This is a genomic window from Mucilaginibacter sp., from assembly GCF_041088075.1.
Taxonomy (GTDB): Bacteria; Bacteroidota; Bacteroidia; order Sphingobacteriales; family Sphingobacteriaceae; genus Mucilaginibacter_A.
On the sequence record NZ_JBGCVY010000008.1, the window covers coordinates 58,449 to 75,408 of the forward strand.

The window sequence follows — 16,960 nt, forward strand, 5'->3', positions numbered from 1 at the left end:
TTTACAAAAATATAACGATGCTATATGAATACAAAACTTACTTCTGTTATTTTCCTTCTTATTTCTGGTTCAACAGTTTTTGCCCAGCAAAAGAAGCACGTGGAGCCAAAAAGCGATACACTGCTCAACAAAAACAGGACGCTGCACGAAGTTGTTGTTTCGGCTTCCCGCGCCAGCGAAAACATTTTGCGTTCGCCGGTCAGCATCGAAAGGGTAGATACTTCCGCTTTTAAGCTTTCTGCCGCACCTTCTTTTTTTGATGCGCTCGAAAACGTAAAAGGCGTGCAAATGATTACGCCAAGCCTGGGTTTCCGTATCATCAATACGCGCGGTTTTGCAAACACTACCAACGTTCGTTTTACACAATTAGTTGATGGAATTGATAACCAGGCACCGCACATCGGCGCACCAATTGGAAATACAATGGGGCCAAGCGACCTGGATATTGAACATGTAGAAATTATCCCCGGTACGGCTTCTGCACTTTACGGTTTAAATGCGATAAACGGATTGGCTAATTTTATCACCAAAAACCCTTTTACCAGTACCGGAATTACTGTTCAGCAAAAAACCGGAATCAATCATGTTAACGATGCTGAAACTTCGGCAAAATTATATTCAGAAACCAGTTTTAGAATTGCAGAAAAAATATCCAAAAGGTTTGCATTCAAATTAAACGGAACATTTACAAAAGGTTATGATTGGATTGCTGATGACCGAACTGATCTAAATGCTGCCGCAAATGTTGCAGTTGGAATTCCCGGCGGCGTAAATAATCCGGGCTATGACCCGACAAGTGGTTACGGCAATGAATCTTCTGACCGTAAAACAGTTACTTTAGGTGGAAAGCAATATGTGGTTGCGCGGACGGGTTATTACGAAAAGGAAGTAACAACATACAACCTGCAAAACATCAAGGCCGATTTGGGTTTGGTTTATAAATTGGATGATCAAACTAATTTAATTTATACTTACCGTTTTGCCGATATTAACAACATTTATCAGCGTGCCAACCGCTTTCAGCTTAAAAATTATATTTTGCAGCAACATGCTTTGGAGCTGAAGAATCCAATTTATCAGTTCAGGGCTTATCTTACGACAGAAAACACAGGTAAATCTTACAACTTGCGTTCGGCAGCAGAAAATGAAGATAAAGCTTTTAAGCCTGACAATGTTTGGTACGGTGATTTTACAACCGGATTTAATAAAGCTTTAGCAGTAAGCGGAACAACGACACAGCAAGCATTAATTGCAGCCAGGCAATTTGCAGATCAGGGAAGGTTGCAACCCGGAACTGCTGCTTTTAACAATAAATTATCAGCACTTGCCAATGTTAATAATTGGGACATTGGTTCTGCATTGCGTGTAAATGATCAGATGTTGCATGTAGAAGGCCAGGTTGATGTTTCCAAAGCTATTTCTGCTGATTTTAAAAAATCTACTGGTTTTGATTTCCTCACGGGATTTGACCACCGCGATTACATCATTGACCCGGACGGCAATTATTTCGTCAACCCTAATAAAAGCAAACCGAATGCTGTTTTTACCTATGGAAAAACCGGCGGCTTTATTCAGGCCGGAAAAGATTTGTTGGACAGCAAGCTTCGGCTTACGGCAACACTTCGTGCCGATCGGAATGATTACTTCGACCTCAAATTTAACCCGCGTTTTACAGCCGTTTTTTCTCCTGTGGAAGAACAAAATTTTCGGGTTTCTTTTCAAAGCGGTTACCGTTTCCCCAGTATTTTTGAAGCTTTTTCTAACGTAAACAGTGGCGGCGTAAAACGGATCGGCGGTTTGCGCATTGTTTCGAACGGCGTTTTAGAAAATTCTTATCTGAAAAGTTCGATTGATGCGTTTCAGGCAGCCGTTAAAAATGATTTTAACCAGGGCATTTCCACCAACGCCGCTATCGCAAAAGAAAAAGGTTTGCTGGTGAAAAACTATTACGATTACATCAAACCCGAACATATCAACTCGTTTGAAATGGGCTACAAGTCTTTGTTTTTCGACCAAAAACTAAAACTGGATTTGGATTTTTACTACAATAAATACGACAACTTTATTGCACAGGTAGAAATGAGCACGCCAAATACTTCCAATCCGGATTCAATCGCCATCAATTTAAACGATAAAAACAAGCAGTCGCGCTACCGGGTTTGGACGAATTCGCGCAGCACGGTTTACAATTATGGCGGAAGTTTGGGTTTGTCGTACCGGTTTTTGCAGCGGGTTGTTTTTTCGGGAAATGCTTCTTACGCCAAACTACAGCGAACCGATAATAACGATGGTTTGGAAGATGGCTTCAATACGCCGCGATGGATCACCAACGTTGCTTTTGGCGGAACAAACGTTTACCGAAGTTTGGGTTTCAATGTGGGTTATAAATGGCAAAGCAGTTATTATTCGCAAACATTTTTGGTAAATGGCAACGTGAAAAGCTACGGAACGGTGGATGCGCAAGTGAATTACAATATCATCAAAACTTTAAATTTTAAAGTTGGCGCCAGTAATTTATTGAACCATTATTATTACTCGTACCTCGGCGGCCCTTCTGTTGGTGGTTTGTATTATACCACGCTTACTTATCAGTTATAATGCAGACTGAAAAAGTAGTGCTAAAAGAAGCATCTACTTTATTAGAACTTGAAAAAAAACAAATCAAAACCAATCAGTTTGCAAGTGTGCATTTATCACAAATACCTAATGCTGATATATTTAAACTATTTACCTTAAACCCTTTTGGCAGGTTAACGACAGGGATTTGTGAATCGGGAAGGCAAAAAATATGTTTGCAAACGGTGCAATTAAAATGGACATGTTCATCGTGGTGTTCATGTTCTGTACAGGAAGCAGAGCAAAAAGCGTAGTTGGCGGTCCCGTCCAAACCCAAAACTTTGTGGATAATCCCTTTTTCTTCAAACGTGCTTAAAATGCGGTACAGCGTAACCCGGTCAACCTGTTTGCCTATAATTTCTTCCAGTTCCGGTTGCGAAGTGGCCATTTCCCTGGATTTGAGAACAGATAAAACGCTGATCCTCGGTGCCGTTTTTTTAAGCTGATGCTTTTGCAGCAGTTCGTTAAATTCATCATTCATGTCCAACAAATTTAATACTTCTTTTACCGGTTAAAATTCGTCATTGATCAAGTCATAAGTTTTGTTGGTTTTTCATTTTGTACGGTTTACAATTTGTGCTGTATAATGATGCTTAACAGAACATTTGCCTTTATAGTTGAGGTTTAAATAATGGGCAAAGGCGATGGACAAGCCGCCAAAAGGCAAAATAAACGGTTCCAGGTTTTCGGGAAGGAACAAATGGACAACAGCAATGATGGCAAAGCCGGTAGCCAGCAAAACCAGCGGTAAAGCGTTTTGGTGAAGTTTGTAAGCGGACAGGATTGATACGCCGGCTATCAGCAGCGAAAACAAAACCATTGCTGTTTCTGCCCATCCTTTTACCAAAAACCCAATCCCAAGCAGTGGGAGTAGGGTTAATAAAACAGGAAAAAAGGCACAATGAATGGCGCAAAGCACGGAAGCCGTAATCCCTACTTTGTCCAGGGTTTGGTTGGATTTTAAATTCTTCATTTTGTGTTGCAACTAAGTTGCTTTTTCAAAAGTAGAAAATTAATTTGAACCAGAAAAACGAGTGGGACTGAAAATAGTTAAAGAAAAAATGCCGATAAAAGAAGCATGCTTCTTTTATCGGCATAAAAACATTAAAGCTTTGAAGGGATTTCAAATCTTTTGATGTTTTTGGAAATAGAACTATTACAATTGTTTTTTCTACAATATTTCGTTCAAAAACAGTTTCATGTGTTCCCACGAACGTTTGTCGGCCAGTTCATTATAAGCAGCACCTTTGGCATTATCGTTTCCGGCATGTGGGTCGGTAAAAGAATGCACCGCATTGCCGTAAAAAATCATCTGCCAGTCGGCTTTGGCATCGCGCATTTCCTGCTGAAAAGCCAATACTTCTGCCTGCGGTTCGTTCGGGTCATCGGCACCATGGCAAACCAAAACTTTCGGTTTAATCTGTTCTATCGGCCTACTGGCGTCCCTGCCTAACCCGCCATGAAAAGAAACTACGCCACGGACCGGGAAATTGGCACGTGCCATTTCAAGTACACCTGATCCGCCAAAACAAAAGCCAATTGCAGCAATACGGGAAGGATCGGCGCCTGATTTTACCAGTTGTTGCATGGCCAACTCAATGCGGTGCTGGTAGGCCTTGAAATCTTTTTTGTAAAAGCCGGCCAGTTTTCCGGCCTCGGCAGGGCTTTTTGGATAATTGCCGACGCCATAAATATCGGCCACAAAAGCATAATAGCCCAATTTGGCCAGTTTTTCGGCCGTTTCTTTGGCGTGTGCATCAATGCCCATCCAAGCCGGAAGGACTAAAATACCGGCCTTTTTTCTGCTGCTGTTTTCGGGCTTGATTTCAAAACCAGACAACTTTTGGTTTCCATCCTGATAGTTTACCGGTTTTAATTGTGCATTGGCCAAAGGCAGGGCCAACGTAAATGCAAAAAGGAACTGTACTAATTTTTTCATGTGCTGCAATATTATTTGATACTTCTTTTATCAATACAAATCGGTAAAAGAAGCATTATGTTTTTTGTTAAGGATAGATAGTTCTATAAAAAGTTTTGCCAGGTTGTAATTTAAAAATATAACTGTTTTGCTATTAACGCCTTACAAATTTTACAAGTAGTAAATATCATGATCAAAGAAACGGGACATTGTATTCAGGTATGTACTTTAATATAGTTTATAAAATACTGCCCGGAACGCTAAAAAAAGCTTAATAATAAGTATTGAAATATTACTTGTTTTTATACAAATGATCAAAATAATGCCTGGGCAAGCAGAATGGCAATTTTATCAAATTTTGCCGGTAAAATCAAAGTTAATAGAAACCTAAAATTTTTTATTTGCAAATAATAATATTGATAGGCAGTAGAATAACAGGCAATAATTTTTGCTTTTTATTATAAAACGTACTCGCCTTAAAATATTATAAATTTATTTTTTAATCGTTGATTACGAATGATTTAGATAAATTATTTACAGTAGTTGTGTTTTTTCAATCAAGCCTGAAAAATTTTAAAGCTAAAGTTAGGCTTGAGGCAGGTTTTTGATTTTACAACAACTTGGAATTGTTTATTTGTTAAAAATATTATTTGTTCAATTTTTTAAAAAACGTCCAAAAAGTTTTTAGCACTTAAAAATCTTGTTTCCATAAAATTAAGCATAGCAATGGCTTCAAAATATGATTTTATCCTATTCGTGCTTTAAGCTATACAAATTATTTTGTGGGTTGAAATCTTATTGTTTTGCTAAACGATAGTTATAAGTGTAGAAACTTCTTCAACTTGTTTAAACATATCTATTTTACAAGTTTATTCTTATTAAGTATTGATTAAAATACTTGGTTTTTCAAAAAATAACCCTTCAACTTTCAGTACCGTACAAGGCTGCAAAATTAAAATTGTGGCTAAAATACAATACAAAGTGTTTCAAATTTCAGACAATAAAAGAACTGAAAATCGTGTCGGTTTCCTGGTTTTAATTCCCCTCCAATATTTAAAGCATTAGGTTTCAACAACAGGGCAATTACAACTTAACCATAATAGGAACCAACTTCTCTATCAGATACTTTAAAATATTTAATTAAATTATATATGAAATCAAAATTACTTAATACGCTCATCTCTTTTTGTTTTATCGGCCTGTTTATTACGAACCGGGCAAACGCACAAGTGGTCGCGTTAAATGGCCCAAGCGACAACAGTTCAACCCCGCCAAGCACCAGTTCTGCTGTCGCACAGGTTTTGGCTTCCGGCGGCGTGATATCCTTAAAAATAGGTTCAACCGCCACAACCGCTACGGATGTAAGGTATCAATGGTACAAATTGGACAATACAGGTACTAAACGCCTGGTAAAAGATGGTACAGACAATACATTAAGCGAAACTACAACTGGAGCCGGTTATTACATTTATCAGTTGGTCATGAGCAATTCTAACCAATGTACATCTGATATTTCTGACCCTTTTAAAGTGTATGTATTACCTGCCTTAAACCCAACTATTGCAGCCAGCAGCGGCACCATTTGCTCTAACGGCACCAGTACTTCTACTTTAACTGCCAATGCAGGCAACAGCAACTATTCGTATCTGTATCAATGGACTTTGAACGGAACAACCATTAACGGGGCTACAGCGGCAACTTACACCACACCAACCGGAACTTCAGGCAACAACACTTACGGCGTAAAGGTTTCCTATGCTTTAAATTCCAATTTTGGAGGTACGGCCATGCAGGTAATCAACATGATACCTGTTCCAACCAAACCTGCAATTTCTGTAGGCCAATAATTTAAGGCGGTAAAAGAAGCACGCAACTTACAAGCTATGAAACCGATCAGATTGCCTTACTTTATTTCCTGCTTCCTTGTTACAATTGTTGTTTTTGTAAACAATTTTGCGGCCGCAGCTACGCCACCACCAAGCCAGGCGGTAACTATTTGCCAGGGGACTTATGCTGTTTTAAATGCAACAAGCACTAATGCGGCAGCCTACCAATGGTACAACAACGGACAGGTAATTGCCGGTGCCACCAGCAAAACTTACTACACCAACAATGCCGGAAATTATAAAGTAATTGCTTTTAACCAGCAGTCTTGTGCTTCGGATGTTTCTGATGAGATACAAGTTGTGGTACAGTCTTTTTCAAGCTCCATCACTTTTAACCCATTGCCTAACAAAACTTTCGGCGATGCCCCGTTTTTATTAATGGCAGATTCAAAAAAGCCAATCACTTATACAGTTTCTCCGGCCGGAGTTGTCAGTATTGATAAAAAGAATATGGTTACCATAATTGGCACCGGCCAGGTAATTATTACGGCCACAATACCAGGCCACAGCAGTTGCGGAAATGATATAATGGCGCAACAAACGTTAATTGTTAAGCCAAAAGTTCAATTAAAGCCAACTGAAGTTGCAAACACGCCGGTTGACCTGGCTATCGTTGTCGGTTCTAACAATAAACAAGTAACCGCGAACCAGCCTTTTGAATATACGTTAACGGTTAAAAACCAAAGTAAATCAACGGCAAACCAGGTAAGTGTAACCGATACTTTACCGGCAGCATTAGATTTTGTGGCCATAAATAATTCGGTTGATGGTAAAGCTACTTATGACCCCAACACCCGTTTGCTGACCTGGAAAATGGATCAATTGAAAGCAAATGCTTATACCGAACTTCGTTTTTCGGCCATTGCCACCCGGCACGGTGCCATAAAAAATACGGTAAAAGTAGTATCTGCCGAGCAGGACAGCAACCCGGCCAATAACACATCTGTTGATTACAAAGATATCTCCGGCATCAATATCCCAAATGTGTTTACGCCAAACGGCGACGGCAAAAACGATAACTTTACCATTGCCGACCTCGACCAATACCAGGAAAACGAATTGGTGGTGGTTAACCGTTGGGGCGCAAGCGTTTATCAGGCCAAAAATTACAAAAACAACTGGACCGGCGACAAGCTGGACGAAGGCACTTACTTCTACAGCCTAAAAGTTAAAAACAGCAAAGGCGGGCAGGAAGAGTATAAAGGTTATATCACTTTGCTGCGGTCATCAATTTAATTATATACAACCTCTCTTTCGGGCAAAACGTACAACGCTTAAAGCGTAAATTATGAAGGTCAGCAGTTTTAAGTCTGTAAAAATTATTGCATTTATTTTCTTGCTGATAAACTGTATCCACGCAAAGGCACAGCAAAACGCACAATTCAGCCAGTATATATTCAACGGTTTATACATCAACCCGGCCGCTGCCGGTGCCAAAGAAGATTTTTATTTGCACAGCTTTTACCGTTCGCAGTGGACGGGCGTTGCCGGCGCGCCGCAAAGTTTATCAATTGCTGCCGACGGAACGGTAAACGACGAAAAAGTGGGTTTGGGCCTGCTGCTGGCAAACGATAAATTAGGTGCCCAAAGCAGCCTGGCCGCTTATGGCAATTATGCTTACCGCTTGCAAATGGGCGACCGCGGCACCAATCACCTCGCGTTTGGCCTGGGCGTTGGTTTTGTGCAATCTGCTATTAACGGTTTTATGTTGAATGCCGGGCAAAGCGGGGACAATGTTGTGCCTGTTGGAACCCAAAGCACACTTTTGCCCGATGCCCGCGCCGGTGTTTTATATACAAGCGAAAGTTTTTTTGCCGGTTTTTCTGCAGATAACTTAGTGGCGAAATACCTTAACCGCGATAAAAGTTTGAACGTCCCCGTTCCGCAGCCACACTTTTATTTAACTGCCGGCACAATGTTTTATTTGAATGATGAGGCCAAAATCAAACCTTCGTTTTTGTTGAAAAATGCCAGCGGTTCGGCTACCAGTTTGGATTTGAACACCTTTTTAATTTTGGGCGATAAATTTTGGATAGGCGGAACTTACCGCAGCAATTTAAAACTGCTTTCAAATTCATACAATAACAGTTTTCAAACCGCAAACGCGGTAGTTGCACAAGTTGAGTTTTTTGCAACCAGCAAATTGCGCATTGGCTACGCGTTTGATTATTCCATGTCCACCTTCAGCGGTTTTGGCAACGGCTCGCACGAACTGTCGTTGGGCATCTACCTCAGCAAAAAAGCTACGCAAAACTTTGCAACAAGCAGCTATTTTTAGGCGGTAAAAGAAGCATTGCGGGTTTTCTATACTTGTGATTACATTTATTTGGATCTGGTTTAAGATTTACTCGTCAAAGTTTCCATACTTCTTTTACCACCTAAAAATTGGTATGTACCTGGTTTTGGGTTTGTTTACGCAAATCCAAATACCAAATTTTATATGGTAAAAGAAGCATTAACATTTTCTTGTAGAAATTTAAACAGGCTTTTATAGAAATAGAGCAAACAGTGTTTTTCAAATCAAATATCTTTTACACAAGCTATACTTCTTTTACCGTAACAAATATTTCACTTCAATTTTATTCCGCAGCAAACTATAACCTGCTTAATCTTGTTGGTATTCCAAGCCAGACAATTTTATGCCGAAAACTTCCGTTACGCCGCTTACCATAATTAAGGTTGATAAAAACAGTATCATCAACACTGAAGATTTTTTAGCTGCCGAAGAACCTTTAGAAATCCGCCTTGGTTACGGTGCTTCTTCCAACAGAACACAAAAAAGTATTTCGGTAACGATGCGCACGCCGGGAAACGATTTTGAATTGGCCATCGGTTTTTTGTTTACCGAAGGCATTATCGAAAACGCAGCGCAAATCAGTTCCATCAAACATTGCAACGGTTTGCACGAAAACGTGGTCAAGGTTGAACTGTTGGATGGTTTAGATTTGGACATGAGCAAATTGGAACGAAATTTTTATACCACTTCCAGTTGCGGCGTTTGCGGGAAATCATCAATTGATGCGGTAAAAACAGTATGCCGTTTGCCGGAATTTGTATCAAGCGAAATCCAATTTTCTGCAGAAAAAATTTATCAATTGCCCGATCTGCTTCGGCAAAATCAAACGATATTTGGCAAAACCGGCGGCTTGCACGGTTGCGCTTTGTTTGATGCAAACGGAAAATTACTGATAGCCCGGGAAGATGTTGGTCGGCACAACGCGCTTGACAAATTGATTGGTGCAACGTTGCAGCAGGGTTTGTTCCCGCTAAATCAATATCTGCTGTTATTAAGCGGACGTGCAAGTTTTGAACTCATCCAAAAAGCTTATATGGCTGGTATCAAAGTTGTTGCGGCAGTTGGTGCGCCATCCGGTTTGGCGGTACAAATGGCAGCCGATGCGGGCATTACGCTGATTGGTTTTTTAAGAGGGGAAAAGTTTAATATTTACTGCGGTGCAGAAAGAATCAACACAAATACTCAGTTAATTCATCGATCAGAACAATTAAGTACTTTATTAAAATGAAAATACGGATCAGAGGCAATTCCATACGCTTTCGGCTTTCAAAATCAGAAATAGATTTTCTTGGAAAACAAGGTTACCTGGAGGAGAAAACAGAATTTGCAACAAACACTTTTTGTTATGCCATCCAACGGTTGTTTGAAGGCAAAACGCTCGATGCTTCTTTTACCGGCAATAAATTGACCATATTCGTTCCAAATCAAATGGTAGAAGATTGGGTGAACACAGAGGTGGTTGGCTTCAGCAATCATTTGTTTATTGACGAAAACAAAACGCTTTCTTTACTGATCGAGAAAGATTTTAAATGCACCGATAATGAGGTGAACGAAGACCAGACAGACTACTTTGACCATCCAGAAAAAAACTGTTGATATATGAAAAACGAAACGCAACAAATACCTGCCGCAGAAAACCCGGAAAAGTTTATCGGTTTAAAATTAGGCGAACCTTATAAAGATGCAGCCGGCGTAAAGGCTGTAGTTGTAGCCGGAGAATATGTTTTTGGGCAAGTGCCATTTGCCCGTGGCATGAAAGCTTTGTTTATTTTAAACCAAAAATTAGGCTACGATTGCCCCGGTTGTGCCTGGCCTGATCCTGACGGCGAGCGTTCGCCCATTGCCGAATATTGCGAGAACGGTGCAAAAGCCATTGCCGAAGAAGCAACCACCAAAAGCTTAAAGCCACAATTTTTTGTAGAAAATGCTGTAGCCGACCTGGCCAAACTAAATGATTTCCATATTGGTAAAGAAGGACGTGTTGCACAACCCATGTATTTGCCGGAAGGCGGAACCCATTATCAGCCAATTACTTGGGAAGGTGCTTTTGAGAAAATTGCTTCACACTTAAACAAATTGGAAAGCCCGAACGAAGCTGTTTTTTATACTTCCGGCCGAACCAGCAACGAGGCAGCTTATGTTTATCAGTTGTTTACCAAAGAATACGGCACCAACAATTTGCCCGATTGCTCCAACATGTGCCATGAATCTACCAGTTTTGCTTTGGCGCAAACTTTAGGCATTGGCAAAGGTTCGGTAAAACTACACGATTTTTACGAAGCGGAAGTAATCGTCATCCTCGGTCAAAACCCCGGGACAAACCATCCGCGGATGCTTACGGCGTTGCAAAAAGGCAAAGCAAATGGCGCAAAAATTATTTCTGTAAACCCTTTGCACGAAACCGGTTTGCTCGGTTTTAACAATCCGCAAAAAGTAAAAGGCGTTTTGGGTGTTGGCTCAAAACTGACAGACATTTTTCTGCAAGTAAAAATTAACGGCGATTTAGCTTTAGTGAAAGCCATTAACCGATTGTTGCTGGAGGAAGAAGAGGCGCATCCGGGAACTGTTTTTGACCATGATTTTATCCGCGATAATACCGCCGGTTATTTAGATTTTATTTCCGAAGTAAAAAAACACGATCTGGATTTTTTGGTAGATGCTTGCGGCGTTTCGTTAGATGAGATTAAAGAAGCGGCCAATCTTTTAAAGCATAAAAGCAAAATTATCGTTTGCTGGGCGATGGGTATTACGCAGCACAAAAATGCCGTTGCCACGATCAATGAGATGGTAAACCTTTTGCTGATTAAAGGAAGCATTGGCAAACCAGGTGCGGGCACTTGCCCAACACGTGGGCACAGCAATGTTCAGGGCGACCGTACCGTTGGTATTTTTGATAAACCGCACGAAGCTTTATTAGATCAAATCAAAAAAGTTTATGGTTTCGAGCCGCCGCGCGAACACGGTTACGATGTGGTGAAATCCATTTATGCGATGCACGAAGGCAAAGCAAAAGTGTTTTTTGCGATGGGCGGCAACTTTTTGTCGGCCACACCGGATACTTCTTTTACCGCCGAAGCTTTACGGAAGTGCAACCTCACCGTCCATGTTTCCACCAAACTCAACCGCAGCCATTTGGTGCATGGCAAAGAGGCTTTGATTTTGCCTTGTTTAGGAAGAACGGATTTGGATATCCACGACGGCTTGACACAATTTGTTTCCTGCGAAAACTCGACGGGCGTGGTGCAAATGTCCAAAGGGGTTTTGAAACCGGTTTCTACTGATTTGTTGAGCGAACCGGTAATTGTTTGCCGTATGGCGAAAGCAACCTTAGGCAGCCGTTCTAAAATTGACTGGGACAAGTTTGAAAAGAACTATGATCACATCCGCGACGACATCGAAAAAGTGGTGAACGGTTTTGAAGATTACAACAAACGGGTGCGCGAAAGAGGCGGTTTCTATTTGCCAAACGGATGCCGCGAACGAAAATGGGACACTAAAAACAGCAAGGCCAATTTTGCAGTAAGCGAACTGGTGGTTGAAAAACTGGCCGATGATGAATTAATGATGATGACCATCCGCAGCCACGACCAGTTTAATACCACCATTTACGGTTTGGACGACCGCTACCGAGGCGTTTACAACGAGCGGCGTGTTGTTTTTATGAACCCTGCAGATATTTTGCGCCAGGGTTTTGAGATCGGCGAAGTGATTGATTTGTACAACCACCACGATGGCCGCGAGCGTGTTGCCTGTGGGTTTATCATTGTGTCTTATGATATTCCGGAACGTTGCGTGGCTACGTATTACCCCGAAACCAATGTTTTGGTGCCGATTAGTTGCGTTGCTGATAAAAGCAACCAGCCTTCGTCAAAATCTATTCCAGTAAAATTGAGAAGGAGTTCTTTGTTTGAAGAACCGATTGCTTTTAAGGTGCTGTGAAAATTGTCTTCCTGAATCTATTTTTTATTGAGAAGGGAAGACCAATTTTTACCTGTTAAAAGAAGCATTCAGGATTGAAACACCGTTTTGTAATGCCTGATGGTTTGTTGTTCATTGCCGCGGCCTAAAGGCCGCGGTTTGCAAAGCCACTATTTGGCTTTAGCCCCAAAACGTATAGAAATCAGTAGGCGAGGAGTCGGCACCAATTTTTACCCGATAAAAGAAGCATTCAGGATTGAAGCACCATTTTATAATGCCTGATGCCGGCTTCTTCAAACTCGTTGCCCAACTTTTCAAATGCAAATTTCTCGTACAAACCAACTGCCTGGATTTGCGCATGTAAATAAATATAATTTGCACCCGGAGGCAAATCGGCCAAAACAGCTTTAACCAAAGCCTGGCCAACACCAAAGCCACGAAACTTTTTCAAAACCGCAAAACGTTCCGGTTTATAACCGTTTGCTGTTTTTCGCCAGCGCGCAGCTCCGGCCGGTTCGCCATTTACTGTAGCCAAAAAATGGTTGGATTCATCCTCATGTTCCCATTCCAGTTCGGGCGGGCAATTTTGCTCGTACACAAAAACCTCTTTTCGTATGGCAAATACCTTTTCCAGGTCTTGTTGCGCACTTGCTTTTTTTACTTCAATTTTATTCATTCAGTTGCTTTCGAAATGATTTCTTAATGCGCCAATGTTGCCCTGATGAATTTAATTTTTCAGCATAAAACAAAGAAACGCCATTGCATCTAAAACAATGGCGCTTCTTTTACCGATATAAATTGCTTACAACTTTTCGTTTACGTTGATGCAGTTGAGGTCATCAAAAGCAACGGTCAAACGTTTTACAAAATTCTCTTCGCCTTTGCGCAGCCATACGCGCGGGTCGTAATATTTTTTGTTTGGCGCATCTTCTTTGCCCGGGCTGCCAATCTGCGTTTGCAAAAAGCCTTCATTGGCGTGGTAATAATTTAAAATCCCTTCCCAAAAAGCCCATTGCATATCGGTGTCCAAATTCATTTTGATGGCACCGTATGAAATTGCTTCGCGGATTTCTGCCTGTGTAGAACCAGAACCGCCATGAAAAACAAAATTTATTGGTTTTTCTGCTTCCAAATTAAAATGCTGTTTTACATATTCCTGCGAATTATGCAAAATTACGGGCTGCAATTTCACATTTCCGGGTTTATAAACGCCGTGCACGTTCCCAAAAGCAGCAGCAATGGTAAACCGGTCGCTCACTTTGCTCAATTCTTCATAAGCATAAGCCACATCTTCCGGCTGTGTGTACAGGCGTGAACTATCAACATGGGAATTATCTACACCATCTTCTTCTCCGCCGGTAACGCCCAATTCTATTTCCAAGGTCATGCCTAATTTAGACATCCGTTCCAAATATTTAGAAGAAGTTTCGATGTTTTCTTCGATCGGTTCTTCGGAAAGGTCAAGCATGTGAGAGGAGAATAATGGCTTGTTATGTTCTGCAAAAAAACGTTCGCCGTGCGCCAACAGCCCGTCAATCCAGGGCAATAGTTTTTTTGCGGCATGGTCTGTATGCAAAATAACGGCAACGCCATACTGTTCGGCCAATAAATGCACATGCGTTGCAGCAGAAACCGCACCCAAAATACAAGCCTGCAACTGATCATTGTTGAGCGATTTGCCAGCGTAAAATTGTGCGCCGCCATTAGAAAGCTGGATGATGACCGGGGAATTGACCGCTTTTGCAGTTTCCATAACGGCGTTAACAGTATTGGTGTTCACTACGTTAACGGCCGGCAAGGCAAACTGGTGTTGTTTTGCCAATTCAAACAATTGCTGTACCTGGTCGCCGTGCAGTACGCCTTTAAAATTTTTAAGATCCATAGTAATTGTGATGTACTTTTAAAATCCGAAGTTAAATAAAATACATTTCTGCGCAATAAATTCTGCTATATAAACCACGACGGTTTTTTTCGTTAATTTGTGCATTAAAAACAGTATAGATGGCTTGGTTTAAAAGGGAAGAAAAAGGGATTATTACAACAACAAAAGAGAAAAAAGAAGCGCCCGACGGCATTTGGAACAAATGCCCGAATTGTAAAAAGCCACTTCATTACTCAGAACAAGTTGAAAATCAATACGTTTGCCACTATTGTGGTTTCCACATGCGCATTGGTTCCAAAGAATATTTTTCCATTTTGTTTGATGACAACCAGTTTACGGAGCTTTTCCCGAATATCATTTCAGCCGACCCGCTTAACTTTGCCGATACCAAAAAGTACACTGACCGGCTGGAAGAAAGCAAAAGAAAAACAGGTTTAAAAGATGCGATCCGCGCAGCACACGGAAAAATTGAAGGCCAGGATTTGGTAATTGCCTGTATGGATTTTACGTTTATCGGCGGTTCGATGGGTTCTGTTGTTGGCGAAAAGATTTCCCGAAGCATTGATTATTGTATCGAACACCGGATGCCTTTTTTAATGATCTCAAAATCAGGTGGCGCACGCATGATGGAAGCAGCTTTTTCGCTGATGCAAATGGCCAAAACATCCGCCAAACTGGCTTTGCTGGCCCAGGCCAAACTGCCTTATATTTCTTTGCTGACCGACCCAACCACCGGCGGCGTTACCGCATCTTATGCCATGCTGGGCGATATCAATGTTTCGGAACCTGGCGCGCTGATTGGTTTTGCCGGCCCGCGGGTGATCAAAGAAACAATCAAAAAAGATTTGCCAAAAGGTTTCCAAACGGCAGAATTTGTTTTGGAACACGGTTTTCTCGATTTTATTGTTGACAGAAGGAAGATGAAAGAAAAGTTGGGCGCATTTATCAAGATGATGAATAACTAATTTTTTTAGCTTTTTTTGTCCTTTTTAAAACAATCAATTTTTTTTTGGGTTGATAGTAGGAAAACCAAAAAACAGCAACATGAACCCATCAAAAGAAAACGATCAGGCTGATCAAGGACAAAATAATACCGATAAAAACAGTACGCACGAAACGGATAACACCAACACGGTAAAAGACCCGGACACCTGGACAACCGGAAGCGAACCGATGACAGGCGCACAGCATTCTTACTTAAAAACATTATCAGACCAGGCCGGCGAAGATGTTGACGAAACGTTGAACAAAGCAGAAGCATCCAAAAAAATTGATGAACTGCAACACAAAACCGGCCGAGGCTTGGACGACTAAACAAGTTTTGCCGGTTACTAAAAAAATAAGTGCTTCTTTTAGGGGCACTTTTTTTATCTGCTAACTTTCAATTAGATTAATTTTTATGGATGAGGATAAAGCAGAACAGCGGATAAAGCAAATTTTATGTTTTGGCAATAGTTTGACTGCCGGTTATGGGTTACCCTCGCAACAGTCGTTTCCATCGTTAATCCAACAAAAAATCAATGCCAACAAACTTCCGTACAAAGTAATTAATGCAGGTTTAAGCGGCGAAACCTCGGTTGGCGGCAAAAGCAGGATTCTGAACTTGATAGACCAACAAATAGATGTTTTTGTGTTGGAGCTGGGCATCAATGATATTTTGCGTGGCATAACCGTTGCAGATACTTTAAACAACTTACAATTTATCATTGACCTGGTGAAACTAAAGCACCCAAACGTAAAAATGCTTTTGCTGGGGATGGAACTGCCATCGTTTTTAACCGGGCATATTTTGAAAGATTTCCGCATGGTGTTCCGGCAGTTGGCCGATAAAAACAACATGGCTTTTGTCCCGTTTTTGCTGAATGGTGTTGCCGGAAACCGTTTGCTGAACCTGCCCGATGGCGTACACCCAAACGCAAAAGGTTATGAAATTGTGGCAGGCAATGTTTGGGACGTATTAAAAAAGATATTGTAAGTAGATGCTTCTTTTACCGGCAAATTTTTGGGCAAGTTTATACTTTTAGTATTTAAACCCGGGCCATTAATTTAGTTGAATTTTAACTTTGGCCTTGCACTTGTTAAAAGCGCTAAAACTTTTACAATAAACCGGCTCTTGCTAAACAAATCCGGGTTTTTGATAACACTATATTGCAACAAGTCATTGTTGCATTCATCCTGTAGCCCGTTTAAATATTGACAGTATTCATTTTCGGTAATAAAAATGAGTTTAAAATTGTCTTTAACAGTGCAAGCGGGCAAGGGCAATTTATACTTTTCAAAATCCGCAATTGTAAATTTGGAGGGCAGTACTTCTAAAAAAGCTTCATTCATCATACAATATTTATGTAGTGTTAAAATTTGATATGATTTAATAAATTATCAAACAATCCGAATTGATTAAAACTTGTACGCAAATTTAAAAACTAAGGTTGCAGTTTCTCCGT

16 protein-coding genes are annotated in these 16,960 nt (G+C 40.9%); 10 read left to right on the top strand and 6 right to left on the bottom strand.

The annotated features are described in order from the left end of the window. Positions 1-24 precede the first annotated feature (24 nt). Complete coding sequence (locus V5804_RS00935) at positions 25-2,598, top strand: TonB-dependent receptor (protein WP_369589496.1); 2,574 nt, start codon at positions 25-27, stop codon at positions 2,596-2,598. A gap of 73 nt (positions 2,599-2,671) precedes the next feature. Here V5804_RS00935 and V5804_RS00940 read toward each other — a convergent pair whose 3' ends face one another. The 3 genes from V5804_RS00940 to V5804_RS00950 all read right to left on the bottom strand — a co-directional run bounded on the left by V5804_RS00940 (position 2,672) and on the right by V5804_RS00950 (position 4,555). Next, entirely contained in the window at positions 2,672-3,097 is a 426-nt protein-coding gene (locus tag V5804_RS00940) for a Fur family transcriptional regulator (protein WP_369589497.1), read from the bottom strand. 72 nt (positions 3,098-3,169) lie between these two features. Then, positions 3,170-3,589 carry a MerC domain-containing protein gene (locus tag V5804_RS00945; RefSeq protein ID WP_369589498.1) on the bottom strand — a complete coding sequence of 140 codons (420 nt, stop codon included), beginning with the start codon at positions 3,587-3,589 and terminating at the stop codon, positions 3,170-3,172. A gap of 198 nt (positions 3,590-3,787) precedes the next feature. Continuing rightward, positions 3,788-4,555, bottom strand: a complete 768-nt coding sequence (locus tag V5804_RS00950; RefSeq protein ID WP_369589499.1) for a dienelactone hydrolase family protein — start codon at positions 4,553-4,555, stop codon at positions 3,788-3,790. Positions 4,556-5,685: 1,130 nt separating this feature from the next. Between V5804_RS00950 and V5804_RS00955 the strand changes: the two genes are divergently transcribed. The 6 genes from V5804_RS00955 to V5804_RS00980 all read left to right on the top strand — a co-directional run bounded on the left by V5804_RS00955 (position 5,686) and on the right by V5804_RS00980 (position 12,655). Beyond that, positions 5,686-6,381 (top strand): hypothetical protein, encoded by a 696-nt coding sequence (locus V5804_RS00955; RefSeq protein ID WP_369589500.1) that lies wholly within the window; start codon positions 5,686-5,688, stop codon positions 6,379-6,381. Positions 6,382-6,417: 36 nt separating this feature from the next. Beyond that, positions 6,418-7,656, top strand: coding sequence for a gliding motility-associated C-terminal domain-containing protein (locus tag V5804_RS00960; RefSeq protein ID WP_369589501.1), 1,239 nt, complete (start codon positions 6,418-6,420; stop codon positions 7,654-7,656). A 52-nt stretch (positions 7,657-7,708) separates the two neighbouring features. After that, entirely contained in the window at positions 7,709-8,698 is a 990-nt protein-coding gene (locus V5804_RS00965) for a type IX secretion system membrane protein PorP/SprF (protein ID WP_369589502.1), read from the top strand. Between the two features lie 361 nt (positions 8,699-9,059). Continuing rightward, a complete protein-coding gene (fdhD, locus tag V5804_RS00970) occupies positions 9,060-9,944 on the top strand; it encodes a formate dehydrogenase accessory sulfurtransferase FdhD (protein WP_369589503.1) in 885 nt (294 codons plus the stop codon). Continuing rightward, positions 9,941-10,312, top strand: a complete 372-nt coding sequence (locus V5804_RS00975) for a hypothetical protein (RefSeq protein WP_369589504.1) — start codon at positions 9,941-9,943, stop codon at positions 10,310-10,312. Before fdhD ends, V5804_RS00975 begins: the two co-directional genes overlap by 4 nt. Before the next feature lie 3 nt (positions 10,313-10,315). Further along, a complete protein-coding gene (locus V5804_RS00980; RefSeq protein ID WP_369589505.1) occupies positions 10,316-12,655 on the top strand; it encodes an FdhF/YdeP family oxidoreductase in 2,340 nt (779 codons plus the stop codon). Between the two features lie 229 nt (positions 12,656-12,884). Here the strand turns inward: V5804_RS00980 and V5804_RS00985 are convergent, their stop codons facing one another. Both V5804_RS00985 and fbaA read right to left on the bottom strand, forming a co-directional pair. After that, positions 12,885-13,310: a GNAT family N-acetyltransferase gene (locus V5804_RS00985; protein WP_369589506.1), complete on the bottom strand. Its 426-nt coding sequence runs from the start codon at positions 13,308-13,310 to the stop codon at positions 12,885-12,887. A 126-nt stretch (positions 13,311-13,436) separates the two neighbouring features. Further along, positions 13,437-14,516 carry a class II fructose-bisphosphate aldolase gene (gene fbaA, locus V5804_RS00990; protein WP_369589507.1) on the bottom strand — a complete coding sequence of 360 codons (1,080 nt, stop codon included), beginning with the start codon at positions 14,514-14,516 and terminating at the stop codon, positions 13,437-13,439. 119 nt (positions 14,517-14,635) lie between these two features. Here fbaA and accD point away from each other — a divergent pair, with 119 nt between their 5' ends. The 3 genes from accD to V5804_RS01005 all read left to right on the top strand — a co-directional run bounded on the left by accD (position 14,636) and on the right by V5804_RS01005 (position 16,491). Then, a complete protein-coding gene (gene accD, locus V5804_RS00995; protein ID WP_369589508.1) occupies positions 14,636-15,481 on the top strand; it encodes an acetyl-CoA carboxylase, carboxyltransferase subunit beta in 846 nt (281 codons plus the stop codon). Between the two features lie 79 nt (positions 15,482-15,560). Beyond that, positions 15,561-15,830, top strand: coding sequence for a DUF3072 domain-containing protein (locus V5804_RS01000; RefSeq protein ID WP_369589509.1), 270 nt, complete (start codon positions 15,561-15,563; stop codon positions 15,828-15,830). Between the two features lie 85 nt (positions 15,831-15,915). Beyond that, a complete protein-coding gene (locus tag V5804_RS01005) occupies positions 15,916-16,491 on the top strand; it encodes an arylesterase (RefSeq protein WP_369589510.1) in 576 nt (191 codons plus the stop codon). A 71-nt stretch (positions 16,492-16,562) separates the two neighbouring features. Here the strand turns inward: V5804_RS01005 and V5804_RS01010 are convergent, their stop codons facing one another. Next, positions 16,563-16,850, bottom strand: a complete 288-nt coding sequence (locus tag V5804_RS01010; protein WP_369589511.1) for a hypothetical protein — start codon at positions 16,848-16,850, stop codon at positions 16,563-16,565. Positions 16,851-16,960: the final 110 nt, after the last annotated feature.

Excerpts from the sequence above, each read along its gene's own strand:
- V5804_RS00935 (WP_369589496.1), top strand. The coding sequence starts at position 25 with ATGAATACAAAACTTACTTCTGTTATTTTCCTTCTTATTTCTGGTTCA.
- V5804_RS00940 (WP_369589497.1), bottom strand. The coding sequence starts at position 3,097 with ATGAATGATGAATTTAACGAACTGCTGCAAAAGCATCAGCTTAAAAAA.
- V5804_RS00945 (WP_369589498.1), bottom strand. The coding sequence starts at position 3,589 with ATGAAGAATTTAAAATCCAACCAAACCCTGGACAAAGTAGGGATTACG.
- V5804_RS00950 (WP_369589499.1), bottom strand. The coding sequence starts at position 4,555 with ATGAAAAAATTAGTACAGTTCCTTTTTGCATTTACGTTGGCCCTGCCT.
- V5804_RS00955 (WP_369589500.1), top strand. The coding sequence starts at position 5,686 with ATGAAATCAAAATTACTTAATACGCTCATCTCTTTTTGTTTTATCGGC.
- V5804_RS00960 (WP_369589501.1), top strand. The coding sequence starts at position 6,418 with ATGAAACCGATCAGATTGCCTTACTTTATTTCCTGCTTCCTTGTTACA.
- V5804_RS00965 (WP_369589502.1), top strand. The coding sequence starts at position 7,709 with ATGAAGGTCAGCAGTTTTAAGTCTGTAAAAATTATTGCATTTATTTTC.
- fdhD (WP_369589503.1), top strand. The coding sequence starts at position 9,060 with ATGCCGAAAACTTCCGTTACGCCGCTTACCATAATTAAGGTTGATAAA.
- V5804_RS00975 (WP_369589504.1), top strand. The coding sequence starts at position 9,941 with ATGAAAATACGGATCAGAGGCAATTCCATACGCTTTCGGCTTTCAAAA.
- V5804_RS00980 (WP_369589505.1), top strand. The coding sequence starts at position 10,316 with ATGAAAAACGAAACGCAACAAATACCTGCCGCAGAAAACCCGGAAAAG.
- V5804_RS00985 (WP_369589506.1), bottom strand. The coding sequence starts at position 13,310 with ATGAATAAAATTGAAGTAAAAAAAGCAAGTGCGCAACAAGACCTGGAA.
- fbaA (WP_369589507.1), bottom strand. The coding sequence starts at position 14,516 with ATGGATCTTAAAAATTTTAAAGGCGTACTGCACGGCGACCAGGTACAG.
- accD (WP_369589508.1), top strand. The coding sequence starts at position 14,636 with ATGGCTTGGTTTAAAAGGGAAGAAAAAGGGATTATTACAACAACAAAA.
- V5804_RS01000 (WP_369589509.1), top strand. The coding sequence starts at position 15,561 with ATGAACCCATCAAAAGAAAACGATCAGGCTGATCAAGGACAAAATAAT.
- V5804_RS01005 (WP_369589510.1), top strand. The coding sequence starts at position 15,916 with ATGGATGAGGATAAAGCAGAACAGCGGATAAAGCAAATTTTATGTTTT.
- V5804_RS01010 (WP_369589511.1), bottom strand. The coding sequence starts at position 16,850 with ATGATGAATGAAGCTTTTTTAGAAGTACTGCCCTCCAAATTTACAATT.